The sequence below is a fragment of the Labrys sp. F242 genome (assembly GCF_057813875.1).
Map to the genome: position 1 here is coordinate 360,364 of NZ_JBVASG010000003.1, position 19,398 is coordinate 379,761.

Annotated in this window: 16 protein-coding genes and 1 riboswitch; of the genes, 1 reads left to right on the forward strand and 15 read right to left on the reverse strand. The window is 65.7% G+C overall.

The features are described from left to right. Positions 1 to 281 precede the first annotated feature (281 nt). The 15 genes from thiD to ACZYTC_RS21395 form a co-directional block, all read right to left on the reverse strand. Entirely contained in the window at positions 282 to 1,064 is a 783-nt protein-coding gene (thiD, locus tag ACZYTC_RS21325; RefSeq protein ID WP_488990651.1) for a bifunctional hydroxymethylpyrimidine kinase/phosphomethylpyrimidine kinase, read from the reverse strand. Next, a complete protein-coding gene (locus ACZYTC_RS21330; protein ID WP_434958514.1) occupies positions 1,061 to 1,696 on the reverse strand; it encodes a thiamine phosphate synthase in 636 nt (211 codons plus the stop codon). The genes thiD and ACZYTC_RS21330 overlap by 4 nt, the downstream gene beginning before the upstream one ends. Then, on the reverse strand, positions 1,693 to 2,475 hold the full coding sequence (locus ACZYTC_RS21335) for a thiazole synthase (protein WP_434958513.1): 783 nt from the start codon (positions 2,473 to 2,475) through the stop codon (positions 1,693 to 1,695). The genes ACZYTC_RS21330 and ACZYTC_RS21335 overlap by 4 nt, the downstream gene beginning before the upstream one ends. 2 nt (positions 2,476 to 2,477) lie before the next feature. Beyond that, on the reverse strand, positions 2,478 to 2,675 hold the full coding sequence (gene thiS, locus ACZYTC_RS21340) for a sulfur carrier protein ThiS (RefSeq protein WP_488990477.1): 198 nt from the start codon (positions 2,673 to 2,675) through the stop codon (positions 2,478 to 2,480). Then, positions 2,672 to 3,682, reverse strand: a complete 1,011-nt coding sequence (gene thiO, locus ACZYTC_RS21345) for a glycine oxidase ThiO (RefSeq protein WP_488990478.1) — start codon at positions 3,680 to 3,682, stop codon at positions 2,672 to 2,674. The genes thiS and thiO overlap by 4 nt, the downstream gene beginning before the upstream one ends. Further along, entirely contained in the window at positions 3,666 to 5,507 is a 1,842-nt protein-coding gene (gene thiC / locus ACZYTC_RS21350) for a phosphomethylpyrimidine synthase ThiC (RefSeq protein ID WP_488990479.1), read from the reverse strand. Before thiC ends, thiO begins: the two co-directional genes overlap by 17 nt. A 101-nt stretch (positions 5,508 to 5,608) precedes the next feature. After that, positions 5,609 to 5,716: riboswitch (TPP riboswitch) on the reverse strand. Positions 5,717 to 5,964: 248 nt separating this feature from the next. Continuing rightward, positions 5,965 to 7,596 (reverse strand): GMC family oxidoreductase, encoded by a 1,632-nt coding sequence (locus ACZYTC_RS21355; RefSeq protein ID WP_434958509.1) that lies wholly within the window; start codon positions 7,594 to 7,596, stop codon positions 5,965 to 5,967. Continuing rightward, positions 7,593 to 9,089: an FGGY-family carbohydrate kinase gene (locus ACZYTC_RS21360; protein ID WP_488990480.1), complete on the reverse strand. Its 1,497-nt coding sequence runs from the start codon at positions 9,087 to 9,089 to the stop codon at positions 7,593 to 7,595. Before ACZYTC_RS21360 ends, ACZYTC_RS21355 begins: the two co-directional genes overlap by 4 nt. Further along, entirely contained in the window at positions 9,086 to 9,931 is an 846-nt protein-coding gene (locus ACZYTC_RS21365; RefSeq protein ID WP_488990481.1) for a class I fructose-bisphosphate aldolase, read from the reverse strand. Before ACZYTC_RS21365 ends, ACZYTC_RS21360 begins: the two co-directional genes overlap by 4 nt. 120 nt (positions 9,932 to 10,051) lie before the next feature. Further along, positions 10,052 to 11,824 carry a glycerol-3-phosphate dehydrogenase/oxidase gene (locus tag ACZYTC_RS21370; RefSeq protein WP_488990482.1) on the reverse strand — a complete coding sequence of 591 codons (1,773 nt, stop codon included), beginning with the start codon at positions 11,822 to 11,824 and terminating at the stop codon, positions 10,052 to 10,054. Between the two features lie 18 nt (positions 11,825 to 11,842). After that, positions 11,843 to 12,838, reverse strand: coding sequence for an aldo/keto reductase (locus ACZYTC_RS21375; RefSeq protein ID WP_488990483.1), 996 nt, complete (start codon positions 12,836 to 12,838; stop codon positions 11,843 to 11,845). Further along, positions 12,835 to 13,806 (reverse strand): sugar-binding transcriptional regulator, encoded by a 972-nt coding sequence (locus ACZYTC_RS21380; protein WP_488990484.1) that lies wholly within the window; start codon positions 13,804 to 13,806, stop codon positions 12,835 to 12,837. The genes ACZYTC_RS21375 and ACZYTC_RS21380 overlap by 4 nt, the downstream gene beginning before the upstream one ends. A gap of 10 nt (positions 13,807 to 13,816) precedes the next feature. Beyond that, positions 13,817 to 14,839, reverse strand: a complete 1,023-nt coding sequence (locus tag ACZYTC_RS21385; RefSeq protein WP_434959717.1) for an ABC transporter permease — start codon at positions 14,837 to 14,839, stop codon at positions 13,817 to 13,819. Positions 14,840 to 14,844: 5 nt separating this feature from the next. Then, complete coding sequence (locus ACZYTC_RS21390; protein ID WP_488990485.1) at positions 14,845 to 16,365, reverse strand: sugar ABC transporter ATP-binding protein; 1,521 nt, start codon at positions 16,363 to 16,365, stop codon at positions 14,845 to 14,847. Between the two features lie 213 nt (positions 16,366 to 16,578). Further along, complete coding sequence (locus ACZYTC_RS21395) at positions 16,579 to 17,490, reverse strand: substrate-binding domain-containing protein (protein WP_434959716.1); 912 nt, start codon at positions 17,488 to 17,490, stop codon at positions 16,579 to 16,581. 495 nt (positions 17,491 to 17,985) lie between these two features. On the opposite strand from ACZYTC_RS21395, the gene ACZYTC_RS21400 reads away from it, so the two are divergent. Then, positions 17,986 to 19,329 carry an acetyl-CoA hydrolase/transferase family protein gene (locus ACZYTC_RS21400; protein ID WP_488990486.1) on the forward strand — a complete coding sequence of 448 codons (1,344 nt, stop codon included), beginning with the start codon at positions 17,986 to 17,988 and terminating at the stop codon, positions 19,327 to 19,329. Positions 19,330 to 19,398: the final 69 nt, after the last annotated feature.

Here is a 19,398-nt window from a genome sequence, read left to right on the forward strand (position 1 = left end):
ATAATTCATGAAATCGTTGGATCTATACGTGTTGTTCAAGTCGAACATCAATGAATTAGCTGCGCGATATCATGGGTAAGGGAGGCGATGAAAGGGCATCTATGCTTGTGGGACGCTTCATGCTGCTCTGCAGCACATTCGCAGCCAAGTCGATCCCATCGGCAGTTGTGCAAAGAACCTGCCCTATTTGCGCCACATTATGGGGCGGAATGTGGCATGGGATTGCTTTGCTGCAATGAAGGGGCTGCTCTGCATCTTTCGCATGGCTGCCCGATTTTCTCTCAGAAAGGCACGGCAGGACCGCTGCCCCGCCCGATCTGAAGCCCGATTCCAGCTTTGAGGCGACCTGCCAGCCATTGCTTGGCGTGGTGAACCGCCTCGGCAAGCGTACAGCCGCCTGCGAGATTGGCGGCGATGGCCGACGAGAGGGCACAGCCAGTCCCGTGCAGGTTCGGGCTCCTGACCCAGGCGCCGGCAAAGCGCCGGGTGCCGTCGCGGATGGCGAGAATATCGACCGCCTCGCCGAGATGGCCATGCCCTCCCTTCAGCAGTACCGCCTGCGGGCCGAGGCCGAGGAGTGCCTGGGCCTGCTCGACCATCTCTGCTTCACCCTCCGCTGGCGCGCCGTTCAGCAGGGCCGCTGCTTCCGGCAGATTCGGCGTGAGGCAGGTGGCCAGTGGCAGGAGATGGGATTTGAGGGCCTCAAATGTGCCCGTCTCGCCCAGCAGCCGACCTGTGGTGGCTGACATCACGGGATCGAGCACGATCGGTAGCCGCCGGTCTGCCAGCAGTTCGGCGATGATTCGTGCGTGTTCGGCTGTCGGCACCATGCCGATCTTGATGGCGGCGACGTCGAAATCGTCGAGCACGGCCTCGATCTGCACGGCGAGCACCGGCGGCGGCACCGCGTGGATGGCGCGGATGCCACAGGTGTTCTGCGCCGTAACTGCGGTGATTGCCGTGGTGCCGAACACGCCGAAGGCGCGAAAGGCGGCAAGATCGGCCTGGATGCCGGCGCCGCCGCCCGAATCGGAACCGGCAATGCTGAGCGCGATCGCCGTCATGCCCTGACCGAAGCTGGCCGGGTTGCCGTCAGCCATGCCTGGATCCGTGCATCCGGGTCGGGATGACGGGTAACGTCGCTGACCATGGCTGTTGCGTCGGCCCCTGCGGCGAGACAACCCGCCGCCCGTTCGAGGGTGATGCCGCCGATGGCGACCAGCGGTAGCTTGCCGATCAGCTTCTTCCATTCGCCGATGCGCTCGAGCCCCTGCGGCGCGAAAGGCATCACCTTGAGCGTGGTGGGATAGATAGGTCCCAGCGCCACATAATCAGGCCCGCATGCGAGCGCGCGCGCAAGTTCGGCATGATCATGCGTCGAGATGCCAAGCTTCAGGCCCGCGCTGCGTATGGCCGCGAGGTCGGCGGTGTCGAGGTCGCCCTGGCCGAGATGGAGGAAATCGGCGCCGGCCGCGATGGCCGCCTGCCAATAGTCGTTCACCACCAGATCGGCGCCATGGGCGCGGCAGACTGCCAAGGCGGCGCGGATCTCGGGCAGCGCCGTCTCGTCGTCGCGTTCTTTGATGCGCAACTGCACCAGTTTCGTGCCCTGCTTCACCAGGCGCTCTACCCAGTCGACGCTCTCGACCACGGGATAGAAGGGATCGAGACGCCAGATAGTGTCGATGATGCTCATGCCAGCACCGCCTTGCCGAAGACCGGCGTCGAGGGAGCCGCCATGTCACGCGGCACCATGGGGTCGGCGAGGAAGGCGAGCCGCCCGGCCTCGATACCCAGCGCAAAGGCCCGCGCCATGCCGGCGGGATCGCCCGCCTTGGCGACGGCGGTGTTGAGCAGCACCGCGTCATAGCCGAGTTCCATGGCGTGCGCTGCATGTGAAGGCGTGCCGATGCCGGCATCAACAACCAGCGGAATGTCGGGGAAATGCGCGCGCATGCTGCGCAAGCCATAGACATTGTTGAGGCCGCGCGCCGAGCCGATCGGCGCGCCCCAGGGCATCAGGACCCGGCAGCCGGCATTGACCAGGCGTTCGGCGACCACCAGGTCTTCGGTGGTGTAGGGAAAGACCTCGAAGCCTTCGGAAATGAGGATGCGGGCCGCTTCCACCAGGCCGAAGACATCGGGCTGCAAGGTATCGGCCTCGCCGATCACCTCCAGCTTGATCCAGGGTGTGCCGAAGACTTCGCGCGCCATCTGCGCCGTCGTCACCGCTTCCTTCGCGCTGTGGCAGCCAGCAGTGTTGGGCAGCACCTTGACGTCGAGTTCTCGGATCAGGCTCCAGAAACTCTGGCCGCTGCGCTCCCCACCGGATTCCCGGCGCAGCGAGACGGTGACGATACCGGCACCGGACGCGCGCACGGCCTGCGCCAGGATGGCTGGCGAGGGATATTGCGCCGTGCCGAGCAACAGGCGGGAGGTGAAGGGTGTGTCGTAGAAAATGAGGGTGTCGGCCATGGTCATCCTCCCTGCCGGGGGGCAAGGATCTCGACGGCATCGCCATCCTTGAGGGCGGTCCGGTCGCGATCGACGGCTCGCACGAAGCGGCCGTTGAGGGCGGTGGCCACCACGCTGTCGCCGAGTTCGAGCGCTTCGAGCAGGCGGGCGAGTGTGGCGGCATCGATTTCCTGACGTTCACCGTTGACGGTCAAGGTCATGCAAAAACTCCTTGATGGGCTGTCCGCACGGGCAGGATCCGGTCGGCGGCTTCCTGGGCCAGGGCCGGCGAGAGCAGGAAGCCGTGGCGGAACAGGCCGTTGAGCGAGATGACGCGCCCGACCACGGTGAGGCGCGGCAGATTGTCGGGAAAAGCAGGACGCAGCCCGGCCTCGAGCTCGATGATTTCGGCCTCCCCGAAGGCCGGATGCAGGCTGAAGGCCGCAGCGATCAGCTCCATGGTCGAGCGCAGAGTGGGCGGCCCGTCATGCTCGCTCTCGATCATGGTGGCGCCGATCATGAAGCGATGGTCGGCGCGCGGCACGATATAGAGCGGAAAGCGCGGATGCAGGAAACGCACGGGCCGGGACAGGCTGACGCCGGGCGCATGGACGACGATGGCCTCGCCCCGGACACCGCGTAGATCGGGCAGCTCTGCACGTGCGGCAAAGCCCCGGCAGTCGATCACGGCGTCCGCATCGAGGGCATGCGGCCTGGCCTCGACCCCGAAGCGGATGGCGACGCCGAGGTCGGCGAGGCGCCCTGCCAGCACCTGCAGCGCCCGTCTCGGGTCGAGATGGGCTTCGCGCGGAAAGAACAGGCCTTGGTGGAAGCGGCCCGCAAGATCGGGCTCGAGCGTGGCAATGCCGGGCTCATCCATCGGGAGATGGGCCTGGGTGCGGCGGGCGAAACGGGCGATCTCGCTGCCGTCGCGGGCGGGCGCGACCACCAGCGTGCCGCGCTGAACAGTTTCCCGCACATGGCGCGGCCACCAGGCGAGAGCGAGTTCGCCGCGCCGCTCGACCTCGACCTCGGCACTTTCCCGCTCGCACCAGGGCGCCAGCATGCCGCCGGCCAGCCAGGAACAGGCCTGGGCACCCAGGACCTCGCTGCGCTCCAGGATCTCGACCTTGGCACCTCGCGCCGCGCATTCCATTGCCGTGACGAGGCCGGCAACGCCGGCCCCGACAATGGTGATGCGCCGTCGTCCGTCACTCGGCCGGGACATAGAGGGCCCCGCCCTGTTCGAGGAATTCGCGCGATTTTTCCGCCATGCCCTGCCGTGCGGCTTCTTCCATCGCCCGGACTTCTTCTCGCAGATCCTGCGTGATCTTCATCGAGCAGAATTTCGGCCCGCACATCGAGCAGAAATGGGCGACCTTGTGCACGTCCTTGGGCAAGGTCTCGTCGTGATAGGCGCGCGCGGTATCCGGATCGAGGGAGAGGTTGAACTGGTCCTCCCAGCGGAAGTCGAAGCGCGCCTGCGACAGGGCATCGTCGCGGACCTTGGCCGCCGGATGGCCCTTGGCGAGGTCGGCGGCATGGGCGGCGATGCGATAGGTGATCACGCCGGTCTTGACGTCGTCGCGGTTGGGCAGGCCGAGATGCTCCTTGGGCGTGACGTAGCAGAGCATCGCGGTGCCGAACCAGCCGATCATCGCCGCACCGATGCCGGAGGTGATGTGGTCATAGCCCGGCGCGATGTCGGTGGTCAGCGGCCCGAGGGTGTAGAAGGGAGCCTCGCCGCAGGCGGCGAGCTGCTTGTCCATGTTCTGCTTGATCTTGTGCATCGGCACATGGCCCGGCCCCTCGATCATCACCTGGCAGCCCCTGTCCCAGGCGATCTTGGTCAATTCGCCCAGCGTCTCCAGTTCGGCGAACTGGGCGGCGTCGTTGGCATCGGCAATCGAGCCCGGACGCAAGCCGTCGCCGAGCGAGAAGGAGACGTCATAGCGGCGCATGATGTCGCAGATGTCGCCGAAATGCTCGTAGAGGAAGCTTTCGCGATGACCGGCCAGGCACCAGCGCGCCATGATCGAGCCGCCGCGCGAGACGATACCGGTGACCCGGCTGGCGGTGAGTGGAACATGGGCGAGGCGAACGCCGGCATGGATGGTGAAATAGTCGACGCCCTGCTCGGCCTGCTCGATCAGCGTGTCCTTGAACACCTCCCAATCGAGCTTCAAGGGATCGCCGTCGACCTTCTCCAGCGCCTGGTAGATCGGCACCGTGCCGATCGGCACCGGCGAGTTGCGCAGGATCCAGGAGCGGATGTTGTGGATGTTGCGCCCGGTGGAGAGGTCCATAACGGTGTCGGCGCCCCAGCGCGTGGCCCAGACCAGCTTCTCCACCTCCTCGGCGGCACCCGAGGTGACGGCTGAGTTGCCGATATTGGCGTTGACCTTCACCAGGAAGTTGCGGCCGATCACCATCGGCTCGAGTTCGAGATGGTTGATGTTGGCGGGCAGGATGGCCCGTCCCAGGGCGATCTCGTCGCGCACGAATTCCGGCGTGACGAATTCAGGGATGGCCGCGCCGAAATCCTCGCCATCGGCCCGGCGCTCGGCCGCGCCGTCCAAGGCTTTCTCGCGGGCGAGGTTTTCACGGAAGGCGGCGTAGACCATCTCCTCGGTGACGATGCCGGCCTTGGCGAACTCATATTGGGTGACGCGCTGGCCGTCGGCGCCCCGGCGCAGCTTACGATCAGCCGGGCAGGGTGCCACGAGCCTGTCGGCGGAGACATTGCCATTGTCCTCAGGTCTAACGGTGCGGCCATCGATCGCGCCGAAGCCGCGGCCGGCGATCCAGCTTTCGCGCAGGGTTGGCAGGCCCTGCTGCAGGTCGATGCTAGCGCTGTCCTCGGTATAGGGGCCGGAGGGATCGTAGACGCGGATCGGGGCGAGCGAAGCATCGCTCAGCGCGATCTCACGAAAGGGCACCCGCATCTGGGGATGCGAAGCGGGGGCCGCATAGACCTTGCGGGAGCCGGCGATGGGCCCCGTGGTCACGCTTTGCGGCGCGGCAATCTTGGTCTTGGGATTTTGGATGTTCATGGATCTCCTCCTCGTTGCGAGTCATGGAGATCCGGGGCGACGATTGTCTGGGCAGAACCGGCATCCCAGCCGATTCCGGGACCTGGAGCCAATTCCTAGCGCCAAAGCCCTGTTCCCGTCCCTTCGCCGGCATGACCCGGATCAGGTTCGAAGGGTTCGGCTCTAGGCCATCTCAGCCCCGCTTGCGCAGGACACCCCTCGGAACGATTCCAAGGTTAGACCCGGAATCGCCGGGCGTCCAGAGGGAAGGATTGTCGCATTATTTTGGAAGAAGGAGCGTTGCCACCCCTCATCCGCCTGCCGGCGCCTTCTCCCCTTGCGGGTATCGTCCACTCCACTTGGAGTGGACTGGGTGCCCCGAAGGGGCGGATGAGGGGCCGCTCTGCCCTATTTGGACTTCGGACCTCAACACCTTGAAAGAGCCGGGTCCGAAGACCCGCCCCTCCAAAGGACGACCTCACCCCCGCCAGGCAGCGGCGATCATGTCCGAGGCCTTCTCGGCGATCATCACCACGGGCGCATGGGTATTGCCGGAGACGATCGTCGGCATGATCGAGGCATCGGCGATGCGCAGGCCGGACATGCCGCGCAGGCGCAGCTCGGGGTCGACCACGGCCGCCGCGTCGGTGCCCATCCGCGCCGTTCCGACCGGGTGGAAGATGGTGGTGGCGATGTCGCCGGCGGCCTTGGCGAGATCGTCGGCCGACTGGATCGCCGGCCCCGGCTTCAGCTCCTCCGGCCGGAAGGCCTGCATGCGCCGGGTCGCCATCAGGCGGCGGGCCGCGCGGATCGAATCGGCCGCGACCGCACGGTCGCCTTCCGTGGAAAGGTAGTTCGGCGCGATTTCCGGATGGGTCTGGGCATCCGGCGAGACGATGCGGACATGGCCGCGTGCCTCCGGCCTGAGATTGCAGACCGAGACGGTGATGGCCGGAAAGGGATGGAGCGGAGACCCGAAGGCGTCGAGCGACAGGGGCTGGACATGGAACTCGATATTGGCGCTGCCAAAACGCGCATCCGACTTCATGAAGATGCCGAGCTGGCTCGGTGCCATCGCCATCGGCCCGGAGCGCTTGAGGACATAGGTGAGGGCGATCTCAGCCTTGCCCAGCAGCGAGGCCTGCCATTCGTTCAGGGTACGTGCGCCGCTGATCCTGAACACGGTGCGGATCTGCAGATGGTCCTGCAGGTTCTCGCCGACGCCGGGCGCATCCAGCACGAGGGGGATGCCGTGCCTGGCCAGCAGCCCCGCCGGACCAACGCCAGAAAGCTGCAGGAGCTGCGGCGTGCCGATGGCGCCGGCCGCCAGTACCAGCTCGCGCTTGATGCGGACGCAGGCGGGCTTGCCATCCAGCCTCAGTTCGAGGCCATCGGCGCGTCCGTCGACGAAACGGATGCGCTCGGCCATCGCCCCGGTGAGAATGGTGAGGTTCTTGCGGTGCCTGACGGGATTGATGAAGGCCCGCACGGCATTGAAGCGAAAGCCGGCCTTCTGGTTGACCTCGAAATAAGCCGAGCCGGTGTTGTCGCCGGCATTGAAGTCGTCGATCTGGGGCACGCCGAGTTCCTCGGCCGCCTCGCGCACCGAGTCCAGGATCGGCCAGGACAGGCGCTGGCGCTCGACGCGCAGCTCGCCCTCCGAACCATGAAAGGGCGCGCTTCCGGCATGGTGGTTCTCCGAGCGTCGGAACAGCGGCAGTACGTCGTCCCAGCCCCAGCCGGCATTGCCGAGCTGCTGCCAATGGTCATAGTCGGCGGCCTGGCCGCGCATATAGATCATGCCGTTGATGGAGGAGCAGCCCCCCATCACCCGGCCGCGCGGATAAGCGAGCGAGCGCCCGTTCAGGCCTGGCTCGTCCACGGTCCTGTAGCCCCAGTCGGTGCGGGGATTGCCCATGCAATAGAGATAGCCGACCGGGATGTGGATCCAGTGATAGCGATCCGAGCCGCCGGCTTCGAGCAGCAACACCCTGGTCTTGGGATCGGCGCTGAGCCGGTTGGCCAGCACGCAGCCGCCGGAGCCGGCACCGACGACGACATAGTCGTAGGCGCCAAGATCTGTGCATTCGCGCTCGATGCGTTCGCTCATGCGCCCTCGCGATAGCGTTTCCAGTGTTCGGGCATGGTCTCGGCGAGGCTGCAATAGAGGCGGTAGCGTGCCTCCACGAGCGCCCGGTCCGAGATGCGGGGCTGGTACTGCGCGGCCTGGCGCACCATGGCGGCGATGCCGTCGTCGAGCGTCGGGAAGGCCCTGGCTGCGACGCCCGCCGCGATGGCCGCGCCAAGCGCACCGGTTTCCTGGCATTCGGCTACCGTGACCGGCAGGTCGAGGATATCAGCGAACATCTGGCACCAGACCGGGCTGCGCGAGCCCCCGCCGGACAGCGAGGCACGGGTGATCTCGGCGCCGGCGCTGCGCAGGCGCTCGATATGGCGGCGATGTTCGAACACCACGCCCTCATAGAGCGCCTGGAGCATTTCCGCTTTGCCGTGCCAGCCGGCGAGGCCGATGAAGGCGCCGCGTGCGTCGGGATGCGTGGAAGCGCCGAACAGGAAGGGCAGGAACAGCGGCAGTTCCGCATGGGGCGTGACCGAGGCGACCAGCGCGTTGCAGGCTTCGAACTCGGTGGGACCATGTCCGCCGCCGAACTCGCGCACGAACCATTCGAGATTGACGGCCGAGGTAGCGCTGGATTCGACGGCGACATAGCGGTTGGGGCGCCAGGTCGAGGCGTGGAACACCCGCTCGTCGATCAGCGGCGTCTCGCGTACCACCTGGTTGATGCCCCAGGTGCCGGCCACGATCGCCGCCTCGCCGGGCGTGTTGATGCCGGCGCCGATCATCGAGGCGATGATGTCGAAGAAGCCGGCGGCAACCGGCGTACCCTCGGCGAGCCCGGTGGTGGTGGCGGCGCCGGCGGTCACGCCGCCTGCCGAAGCTTCGGACTCGACGAGATCGGGCAGCAGTCCGGCGGCATCGCCGAGGCCGTAGGCCGCCAGCAAGGCGTCGTCATAGCGCCGCTCGGGCAGGCGCAGCAAGCCGGCGCCGCTCATGTCCGAAAAATCGGAGACGCGTCTGCCGGTAAGCATCAGCGTCATCGCGTCCTTGCACAGGAAGGCGGTACCGGCCCTGGCGTAGAGATCGGGCCGGTTCTGCTTCAGCCAGATCAGGAGCGTCGCCGTCTGGGCCGGCCATGGCCGCTGCAGGCAGAGCGGATAGAGGGCGTCGGCAGCCGGCGAAGCGCGCAGTTCGGCGGCGAGGTCGGCGGCCCGGTTGTCGATCGACTGGATGCCGATGAGAGGCTGGTCGTTCTGGTCGATGAGATAGAGGCCGTTGCCGTGACCGGCGGTGCCGATGCCGATGACGTCCTTGCCCTCGACGCCGGCCTGCTCGAGGCAGCGCCGGATCACCGTGGCGGCATTGGCCCAGAGTTCGGCGATGTCGCGCTCGACATGGCCGGGATGCGGCTGTCGCGATTGGCCGTCGAGCGCTGCCCGCGCCAAGACCCGTCCTTCGAGGTCGAACAGGACCGCCTTGACCACGGTGTTGCCGGCATCGATGCCGAGGAGATGGCGCGTCACGCTGCGGCCTCGTAGATGGCCCAGGCCTGCGTATCGTCGGCGCCCTGATGGATCATCGCCATCAGGGCCTTGACCACGCGGGCGGGGTTGTCGTGCTGGTAGATGTTGCGGCCATAGACCATGCCATGCGCGCCCTGGCGCATCAAAGCGTGGGAGTTGGCGAAGACCTGGCGCAGATCCGCCTTGCCGCCGCCGCGCACCAGCACGGGGCAGCGGGCGGCCTCGACTACGCGATGGAAATCGCCGGAATCGCTGGTGGGATCGGCCTTGACGATGTCGGCGCCGAGTTCGCGGGCGAGGCGCACCAGCGTCACGATCTTTTCGGCGTCACCGTCGACGAGATAGCCGCCGCGCTCGCTGGCCGGCTGCATGACCAGAGGCTCGATCATCAGCGGCATGCCGTATTTCTCGCAATCCTGGGCGACGCGCGAAATATTCTCGATGCATTGGCGGAACAGGTCGGGTTCGTCCGGCAGCATGAAGAGATTGACCACCACACAGGCCGCATCCATGCGGAGCGCCGGGGCAATCGAGTCCTGCGCGTTTTGCAGGAGGGCCCACATCTCGCGATGACGCTGGCGGTTGTAGGGATTGCCCATGTCGATGCGCATCACCAGGGCAGGCTTGTGCTTGCCCGGGATCTCCTGCAGCAGGTCGGCCTGGCCGTAATTCATCTGGATGGCATCGGGGCGGGCATCGGCCAGCATGCGCACGACCTTGCCCATATCCTCCAGCCCGTCGAGGAAGGAGGGCTCGTTGCAGACGCCATGGTCGATGGCGACGTCAAGACATTTGCCGGCGCCGAACAGGCGGTTCATCCGGACTTTCTTGGTGAGGTACATGGGTCTTCCCTGTGGCTTTTCTTACCCTCCCCTGGAGGGGGAGGGTCGGCCCATAGGGCCGGGGTGGGGTGGGAATAGGCAGGGGTTTGGCGTGGAGAACGGAACTTCCTCGTCAAGAAATCACCCCACCCCGACGCTTCGCGTCGGCCCTCCCCCTCCAGGGGAGGGTAAAAAAGGGGCCGAAAGTGAAGAATTGCGGGCCGCGAGCGTCGCTGCCGCGAGGCCGTGAAAGTGATCGAGATGGGTGAGCAGCCGGTCGATCTCGACTTGGGTATGCGCCTGGCTCCAGCCCAGAGAGGAAGCCGCCAGCGCGGCGAGTTCGTGGATCGCATCGAGCGACAGCTCGCCGCTGAAGGCGATGGTCATGCGCCGGAGAACAAGGTCGGCCAGAGTGGCGACCTGGCCGGTGGCGAGGATCCAGCGGATCTCGTCACGGCTGTAGCTCGGTAGACCGGCGAGGGGGGCATCGTCGGCGCCGGGCGTGAAATCGAGCATGCGCGTGCCGTAGCGTTCGAACAAGGCGGCGCAGCGCGCCTGCGAAGCTCCCGTCGAGATGGCCGCCTGGTGCAGCCAGTCCCGGCGTCCGGCTTCGCCTTGGGGAAAGCCCTTGCCGCCGCCGATCGCCATGGCCTCGCTCGACAGCATGCGGGTCGCCTCGAGGCGGGCCAGCACCGTATCCGCGGCCTGGGCACCGAAAGCGCGGAAGGTCGTCCATTTGCCGCCGACGAGGTTGAGGATGGGAACCGGCCCCGGAGGCGTCGACCATTCACAGCTGTGGTCACGTGAGATCTCGGCGTTCACATTCGCATCGGCGCGCGGCAGGGGGCGAACCCCGGTGAAGCGGAACAGGATATCGGCTTCCGATAGGGGGATGGCCGGAAAGACCTCGCGGATCGACTCCAGGATATAGGCGGTTTCACCAGCCTCGCAGCGCACGCCGTCGGGCGTGTCGACGCGAATGTCGGTCGATCCGGCGAGGATATGGCCGAAATGGGCGAACAGGATGCACACGCGCCCTTCGCGATTGGCAAAATAGACCATGCGCTTGCCGATGGCGTTCAACAGGGCTGGGCTGTCGAGGACGAGATGGGAGCCCTTGGTGCCGCCGATCAGTGTGCTCTGCCGGCCCGAGAGCAGGGTGTTGGTCTGGTCGATCCAGGCTCCGCTGGCATTGACGATCACCGCGGCGGCAAGGGCGATGCGCTCGCCGGTCAGGCTGTCGGTGAGTTCAGCGACAGTGCCATCCAGGCTGGAGAGACCGAGATGGTTGAGCGCGAGCGCTTGGGGCGAGGCCGCCTCCGCATCGGCGATCAGTTCGAGGCCGAGCTGCTCCGGCCGGCTGATCTTGGCGTCATGATAAAGGGCGGCATAGTTGATGTCGGGATGGAAGGCGGGCCAGTTCAGGCGGGTGGCGCGATGGCCGAAGAAGCGGCTCTTCGGCAATTGGCGCTCGCGGCTGGCATAGAAATCGTAGAGGGCGAGCCCCAGCCGCACGATCAGGGCGCCGCGCGGCCCCGGCTTCGGCCGCCCGCCGAAAAAGCGGCGGATCGCCGAGGCGGTGCCGGAAAAGCGGTTGGCCAGCGGGACCAGGGTCGGCAGGGCGCTGACGTAATGGGGGGCGTTGCGCAGGAGGCGGTTGCGCTCCAGCAGGGACTCCTTCACCAGGCCGAACTCGCCATTCTCCAGATAGCGCAGTCCGCCATGGATCATGCGGGAGGGCGCCGCGCTGGCCCCGCTCATGAAGTCGCCGCGCTCGACGAGCACGACATCGATCCCCTGCAGAGCAAGCTCGCGAAAGGTGCTGATGCCGTTGATGCCGCCGCCGACGACAAGGACCGCCGTGTGGCCCTTTGCGCGCAGCCTGTCGAGCCGTTCCGCCCGGGTGAGCGTCATGCCACCAACTCCACCCTGTCAGGCCGTGACGGCGGCAAGATGCGCCGCGATGGCGCGGTCGATGGCGGCGAGGTCATCGGCCGACAGAGCGAGCCGTCCGGCGGCGGCATTCTCGCTGGCCTGCTGCTCGTCGCGCACCCCGCACAGGGCATAGGTGATGCCCGGCTGGGCGATGGTCCAGGCGATCACGAGCTGGGCGATCGTCGCGCCATGGGCCGAGGCGATCGGGGCCACCTCTGTGGCGAAATCGGCGACGCGGGCCCGGTTGTCGCGCGAGAAACGCGGATTGTCCTTGCGCAGGTCGTCGCCGTTGAAATCGCGCTCCGGCCCGATCTTGCCGGTAAGCAGCCCCAGCGCCAGCGAGGAATAGCTGAGCGTGGAGACGCCGTTGGCCGCGGTAACCGGCAGGAGGCTGGTCTCGATCTCGCGGTCGAGCATGGAGTAGCGTTCCTGAATGGCGTCGACGGGGCCTGCGGCGAGATAGGCCTTCAGGTCGTCGGCGGTGACATTGCTGACGCCGATGGCCCGGACCTTGCCGGCCCGCTTCAGTTCGAGCAGCGTGTCCATGGTCTCGGCCACCGGGATGGTCGGGTCCTGCCAGTGGGTGATGTAGAGGTCGATATAGTCGGTCTGCAGGCGCGCCAGGCTCTGCTCGATCTCATGCAGGATGCCGTCGCGGCCGAGATAGCGATGCACCTTGTGGCCCATCTCGTCGAAGAAGTGATTGCCCTTGCCGTGATGCCAGTTGAGCCCGCATTTGGTGGCGATCACGACCTCGTGGCGGCGGCCCTTGACGGCCTGCCCCACCAGCGCCTCGGCGCGGCCGAGGCCATAGGCCGGGGCGGTGTCGATCAGCGTAACGCCCTTGTCGATGGAGGCGCGGATCGCGGCGATCGAGGCCTCGTCATCATGGCCGCCCCACATCCAGCCGCCCATGGCCCAGGTGCCGAGCGCGATGGCGCTGGCTGCGATGTCGGAGTGGCCCAGTTTGCGCAAGGGAAACGGAGGGGTCATGTCGGCCTCTTGAGAATGTCGAGAACGTGGGTGCCGGTCGCCTCGTCGGTGGCGAGGATGTCGAGATAGCCGCCGCGCAGGATACCGGCGATCGGCTCGGCCTTGTGTGCGCCGGTGGCGATGCCGATGGTCATCGGGATGGCCCTGAGTTCCTCGGGGCTGAGCGCGACGACGCGCTCGTTGAGGGGGTAGTCGCAGGGGCGGCCGTCGCCATCGATGAGATGGGCGATCAGCTCCCCGGCCGCCCGGCTTTGCCTGAGGCCGTCGAGCCCACCGGCGTCCGGGGCGTGGAGGCTGAAATAGGTCGAACTCTCCGACAGCACCGAGCCGATGCCGACCAGGGCGATGCGGGCGCCGCGCGCCCGGTCCAGCACTTCGCCGACCGATTGCAGCGACATCAGCACGTCCCGCTCGGCGCGCGAGGCCGCGAAGATCGGCGCATGGATCTGGAAGGCGCGTCCCTGCAGCTTGGAGGCGAGCTGGGCGGCGAGGTGGTTGACGTCGACGAAATGCTTGCCCTGCACACCGCCGGTCGCCGGCACCACGGTGACGTCATAGGCACGGGTGGGCGCCAGGGCCTGGATGACGGCACTGACGCCGACGCCGCCGGAGACGCAGATGGTGTCGCCGTCCCGGAGCACGGTGAGGATATGGTCGGCGACCGAACGCCCGGCAGCCTGGAGGTTGACGCCCTCCTGGTCGGAGGCGGAGGGCACCACGATCGCTTCGGTGAGGCCGCTCGCCTCAGCCAGGGCCTGTTCGAGCTCGAACAAGTCCTGGCGCGGCGACTTCACCTCGATCCGGACATAGCCGCGCTCGTGCCCCTCCTTGACGAGGCGATTGACCATCGGATGGGACAGGCCGGTGCGCTTGGCGATCTCCGCCTGCGAAAGGCCCTCGATGTAATGCATGACCAATACCCGATGGATGCGGCGGAGCCGCTGGTCGCCTTCGTTCTCTTTTGCCACGATGCTTGTCCTATGCCTTACGAGTCTGGGCCTGCTTGCGCTTATGTAGCAGGTGATCGAAGGCGACGGCGGCAAACAGGATCAGGCCACGGATGGTGTCCTGCCAGTAGGGCGAGACGTCGAGCAGGATCAGCGAGCTCGACACCACCGATAGAAGGGCCATGCCAAGGATGGCGCCGAGGATGGTGCCCGAGCCCCCATTAAGGCTGGCCCCGCCGATCACGGCGGCGGCGATGATGTTGAGCTCCATGCCGACGCCGAATGTCGGCGTCGCCGCCCCGAAGCGGGCCATGTAGATGACGCCGGCCACTCCCGCGAGCGTCGAGCACAGCACGATGCAGAAGAACTTCACCCGGGCCGTGCGGATGCCCGAATAGGCGGCGGCCCGTTCGTTGGAGCCGGTGTAGAACACACGGCGGAACAGGGTGGCCTTGCGCAGGAGGAGGTCGAAGGTGACGACCACGGCCAGGAAGATCAGGATCACCACCGGCACGCCGTAGACCGAGCCTTGCCCGATGAATTTGAAGCTCGGCGGCAGGGAGAACAGCGACAGCGGCGTGCCGCCGGTGATCGCCAGGCACAGGCCTCGGATGATGACCATGAAAGCGAGCGAGACGATGAAGGAATGCAGGCCGATGCGCGTGACCGCCAGCGCCATGGCGGCGCCGATGGCGGAGCAGGCAAGGATCGCCATGGCGCTGGCGAGCCAGGGATCGACGCCCGCCAGGAAGAGCCAGCCGCCGATGACCATGGCGATGCAGACGACAGAGCCGACCGACAGGTCGATGGCGCCGACAATCAGGAGCACGGTCATGCCAACCACCACGATGCCCTCGACGGCGAATGACATCGTCATGGCGCGCAGATTGGTCCAGGTCAGGAAATAGGGCGAGGCGAAGGACATCACCACGCACAGAGCCAGGATGATCAGCAAGAGGCCGAGTTCGCGCATGTTGCCGAGACCGCGCAGCCAGCCGAGACGGGCGCGCGACGGCGCTTCGGGGTGTTTTTGATTCACTGAGGTTTCACCCATGACAGTCATGCCGCCCTCCCGGCGTCTTTGCCCAATCCGGATGCGAGGCGGATCAGCTTGTCTTCAGTCATTTCCGTTTCCGTCACCTCGCCGACGATTTCGCCCTCGTGGATGACGAGGATGCGATCGGCGAGGCCAATCAGCTCGGGCAGTTCGGAAGAGATCACCAGGATGCCGGTGCCCTGGTCGGCGAGTTCGCGCAGGATGCGATGGATCTCCGCCTTGGCGCCGACATCGACGCCGCGGGTCGGCTCGTCGAGCAGGATGACCTTGGGGGACACCGACAGCATCTTGGCGATGGCGACCTTCTGCTGGTTGCCGCCCGACAGCGTGGCGACCGCATCGTTCAGCGAGCCGCGGCGGAGGCGCAGGAGATCGCCGAGGCGGCGCGCCTGCTCCAGTTCGGCCGCACGATCGACGAAGCCGACGCGGGTGGAGACACGGCCGAGGTCGAGTGCCGAGACATTCGCCGCGATCGGCAGATCGAGGAAGATGCCCGACCCCTTGCGGTCCTCCGAGAGATAGACGATGCCGCTGGCGATACTGTCGGCATAGGTCGAGGGCGTGACATCGCGTCCGTCGAGCACGATCCTGCCGGCGCTGCGACGCATCAGCCCGCAAATGCCGAGCGCCATTTCGGTACGGCCGGCGCCGATCAGCCCGGCGACACCCAAGACCTCGCCGCGCCGGAGCTCGAAGGAGATGTCCTTGAAATGCACACCGTCGGAGAGGCCGTCCACACTCATCAAGGCGGACGCTTCGGCGCTGCCTGGGTTCTTCGGCGGATAGAGCGTGCCCAGGGTCCGCCCGACCATCTTGCCGACCACGCTTTCGGGCGTCATGTCGGCGATATCGTCGGTCGAGACGTGCTGGCCGTCGCGCAGCACGGTGATGCGGTCGCAATGGGCGAAGATCTCCGCCATGCGGTGGCTGATATAGATGATGGAAATGCCGCGCGCCTTGAGGCCGGCCATGATGGCGAAGAGCTTGCCGGCTTCGCGCTCGGTCAGCGCGGCGGTCGGCTCGTCGAGAATGAGGATCGAGCAGTCGAGGGTCAGCGCCTTGGCGATCTCGACGATCTGCTGCTCGGAGATGGTGAGATCACCGACCAGGCTGTCGGGGTCGATACGGCCGAGATCGGCCAGGAGGGCGCGCGCCTTTTCGCGGAGCTCGCCATAATTCATGAAAAAGCCGCGGCGGGCGTTGGTGGCGGCCATGAAGATGTTTTCGGCCACCGAAATGCCGCCGCACAGGGCGATCTCCTGATGCACCAGGCCGATGCCGAGGGCCTGTGCCCGAGCCGGCGAACCGATCTCGACCTTTTCGCCGCGGATGCGGATCTCGCCGGTATCGGGCCTGACGATGCCGTCGATGATGTTCATCAGGGTGGATTTGCCCGCGCCGTTCTCCCCGGCGAGGGCATGGATCTCGCCCTTGCGGACGCTGAGGCTGACATTGCGCAGGGCCTGGATCGCTCCATAGGCTTTGCTGATGCCAGTCACTTCAAGGGCGAGATCTTGGGTCATGACCGGTCTTCGTCCTGGATAATGGCAAGGAAACTGGCGGGACGTAGGAGATGGAATGGGATCCAGAGGTCAGTCAGCACATCGACCTCTGGATCCCTCTCACAAGCAAAGCTTGCGAGGATGCCAGGTAGGGAGCCGCATCGGGGCGACACCGAGGCTATTCTTGAACGAGCCTCGAATAGCGGAGCTGCTGGAAGAGGCAGGCGGGCTGCCTCACTCCTCGATGCCCTTGGTGCCGCGGCGCTTGAGATAGGCGTCCCAATAGAAGTCGTCGGCATTGTCCTTGGAGACGACGGCAAAGCCATTGTCGACGAAGGGGACACCCATCGGGTTATAGCCGGCGCGCTTCCAATCGTTCATGGGGTCGATCAGATCGGGGTGCTGGGCCATGAACAGGAGCATGAAGCCCATATAGCCCTGGATGCCCTGATTGGGATTGACAGAGCCGAAGACTTGTCCGGCCTTGATCATGTCGAGGATCTTGCCGTTCACGTCGGCGGTCATCACCTTGATCTTGCCGCCGAGCTCCTGGGAGGCCTGGGCTGCCCCCAGGGCCGAATTGGCCTCGGGCATGAACAAAGCGGCGAGATTGGGATTGGCCTGGGCGAGGGACTGCACCGCCTGATAGGCCTTGTTCGGATCCTGGTTGGTGGCGGTCCGGCCGACCAGCTTCATGCCGGGATATTTCTCGCCCATGCGGGCGATGAAGGCGGCGACACGCTTGTCGTGATTGTCCTGTCCGGGGTTTTCCAAGACGGCATAGTCGCCCTTGCCGTCGAGCGCCTTGGCGACCATGTCGGCGGCGGCGCTGCCTTCCCGGTTATTGTCGGAGGTGACATAGGAAGCGCGCTTGGAATTGGGCGAGTCGGCCGCAAAGGTCACCACCGAAACGCCGGAGTCGACGGCGCGATTGATCGGCTCGATGAAGGGATCCGAATTCATCGGGTGGACGAGGATGCCCGCCGGTTTCTTGGCCAGGGCCTGGTCGAAGCTCGCGATCTGCTTGGTGACGTCATATTCCGGCGTGCCGGTATAGGCCGTCTTGCAACCCATCGACTGGGCGGCCTGCTTGAAGGCCTCATAGACCGGGAACCAATATTCCACACCCGAGACCATGACGTTCATCACATAGGTCTCGCCTTCCTTGCAGCGGAACTTGCTGTCTGCCTGCGCGCTCGCGCCGGAGACAAAGGCCGCGCTCGCAGCCAGTCCGATGAGCCATTTCCTGATGGGCATCCTCACCTCCCGATGGTGTTTGCCGGGCTTGTTTCCCGGTGCTTTCGATTAATATTGAAATAAATTTCACTATGTGATATTCATTTCAATAGGGATATAGATGAGATTGCTGACGGACGCAATGGCCTTTCGTCGGCGGCGTGTGTCCGGTGTGTCGACCTCCAGATCGGCATCTTTGGAAACACCGCATTTTGCTCAAGGAAGACGCCGATCCCGCTCCATCACCTGATGGCGCTAAGGAGATCGGCGCACCGCGTCAGCGGACGGGATGCTCGGGCTTCCGGAAAGCCGTGTCCGTCCCTCCCCTTTGGTTGACAGCGCTGTGGTCGTCAGGGAAGCTGCCGCAAAGGGCGCAAAGCGCCGTCACGATTGGGAGGAAGCGCCATGACCATTGGCCTTCGGGGCAAGCAGGCGACCAAGATCACGGCGGCCGAGGCGGCGGCGCGGGTCAAGCCGGGCATGTGGCTCGACTATGGATTCGGGCTGACCCAGCCAGATGCCTTCGAGGTGGCCCTCGCTGCCCGGCGCGACGAACTCCATGACGTCAAGATCCGCCACTGCCTCACCATGCGGGCGCGCGCCACCCAGGAATGCGATCCCAATGGCGAGCATTTCGGCTGGTTCAACTGGCACTTCTCCGGCTATGACCGCAAGCAGCACGATGCCGGACGCTGCAACTACATTCCGATGAATTTCGGCGAGGCGCCGGACTTCTATCGCCGCTTCATCGATCCCGTGGACATTGTCGTGATCAAGACGGCACCGATGGATGCGGAGGGCTATTTCAACTTCGGCGGCGGCGCTACCTATGTCGAGGCTATCCTCGAACGGGCCCGCACCGTTGTCGTCGAGGTCAACGAGGATACGCCCTATGTCTTTGGCGAGGGCAACCGCATCCATGTCAGCGCAGTCGACCACATCATCGAGGGTGACGGCCAGAAGGCACCGGAGATCGGTAATCCCGAGCCGAGCGAGATCGACCGGGCAGTCGCAGCCCGCATCGTCGCGGAGATCGACGACGGCGCCTGCCTGCAGATCGGCATCGGCGGCATGCCCAACGCCGTCTGCACCATCCTCAAGGACAGCGGCATCCATGATCTCGGCATCCATACCGAGATGATGACCGACGGCATCGTCTCGCTCTATGACGCCGGCCTGGTGACCGGTGCGCGCAAGAATATCGACCGGGGCTGCTCGGCCTTCACCTTCGCAGCCGGCTCGCGCCGCCAATATGAAGCGATCGACCGCAACCCCGATTTCAAATCCTACCCGGTCGACTACACCAATTTGCCGCACAATATCGCGCAGAACGACCATGTGGTGTCGATCAACAATACCACGCAGATGGACCTGCAGGGCCAGGCTGCCTCCGAGAGCGATGGCCATCGCCATATCTCGGGCACCGGCGGCCAGCTCCAATTCGTGCGCGGTGCCTATGCCTCCAGGGGCGGCAAGTCGTTCCTGTGCATGTCCTCGACCTTCGACAAGCGTGGCGATCGCCGCAGCCGCATCGTGCTCAATCTGACGTCGGGCAATGTGGTCACCACGCCGCGTACGGACGTGATGTATGTCGTCACCGAATATGGCATGGTCAATCTGAAGGGGCGTTCGGTGGCCGAGCGGGCCAAGGCCCTGATCGGCCTCGCCCATCCCGATTTCCGCGAGGGGCTGGAACGCGAGGCCCGCGAGAACGGCCTGATTCCGCGCTTTTGCTACGCGCTGTCCTGATGGGGTATCCCTGGGATCGCAGGCGTCTCGCCTGCCTCTGTCTTTCCTAAGCGCGGCGCTTCCAAAAGC

Excerpts from the sequence above, each read along its gene's own strand:
- thiD (WP_488990651.1), bottom strand. The coding sequence starts at position 1,064 with ATGACGGCGATCGCGCTCAGCATTGCCGGTTCCGATTCGGGCGGCGGC.
- ACZYTC_RS21330 (WP_434958514.1), bottom strand. The coding sequence starts at position 1,696 with ATGAGCATCATCGACACTATCTGGCGTCTCGATCCCTTCTATCCCGTG.
- ACZYTC_RS21335 (WP_434958513.1), bottom strand. The coding sequence starts at position 2,475 with ATGGCCGACACCCTCATTTTCTACGACACACCCTTCACCTCCCGCCTG.
- thiS (WP_488990477.1), bottom strand. The coding sequence starts at position 2,675 with ATGACCTTGACCGTCAACGGTGAACGTCAGGAAATCGATGCCGCCACA.
- thiO (WP_488990478.1), bottom strand. The coding sequence starts at position 3,682 with ATGTCCCGGCCGAGTGACGGACGACGGCGCATCACCATTGTCGGGGCC.
- thiC (WP_488990479.1), bottom strand. The coding sequence starts at position 5,507 with ATGAACATCCAAAATCCCAAGACCAAGATTGCCGCGCCGCAAAGCGTG.
- ACZYTC_RS21355 (WP_434958509.1), bottom strand. The coding sequence starts at position 7,596 with ATGAGCGAACGCATCGAGCGCGAATGCACAGATCTTGGCGCCTACGAC.
- ACZYTC_RS21365 (WP_488990481.1), bottom strand. The coding sequence starts at position 9,931 with ATGTACCTCACCAAGAAAGTCCGGATGAACCGCCTGTTCGGCGCCGGC.
- ACZYTC_RS21370 (WP_488990482.1), bottom strand. The coding sequence starts at position 11,824 with ATGACGCTCACCCGGGCGGAACGGCTCGACAGGCTGCGCGCAAAGGGC.
- ACZYTC_RS21375 (WP_488990483.1), bottom strand. The coding sequence starts at position 12,838 with ATGACCCCTCCGTTTCCCTTGCGCAAACTGGGCCACTCCGACATCGCA.
- ACZYTC_RS21385 (WP_434959717.1), bottom strand. The coding sequence starts at position 14,839 with ATGGGTGAAACCTCAGTGAATCAAAAACACCCCGAAGCGCCGTCGCGC.
- ACZYTC_RS21390 (WP_488990485.1), bottom strand. The coding sequence starts at position 16,365 with ATGACCCAAGATCTCGCCCTTGAAGTGACTGGCATCAGCAAAGCCTAT.
- ACZYTC_RS21395 (WP_434959716.1), bottom strand. The coding sequence starts at position 17,490 with ATGAACGTCATGGTCTCGGGTGTGGAATATTGGTTCCCGGTCTATGAG.
- ACZYTC_RS21400 (WP_488990486.1), top strand. The coding sequence starts at position 17,986 with ATGACCATTGGCCTTCGGGGCAAGCAGGCGACCAAGATCACGGCGGCC.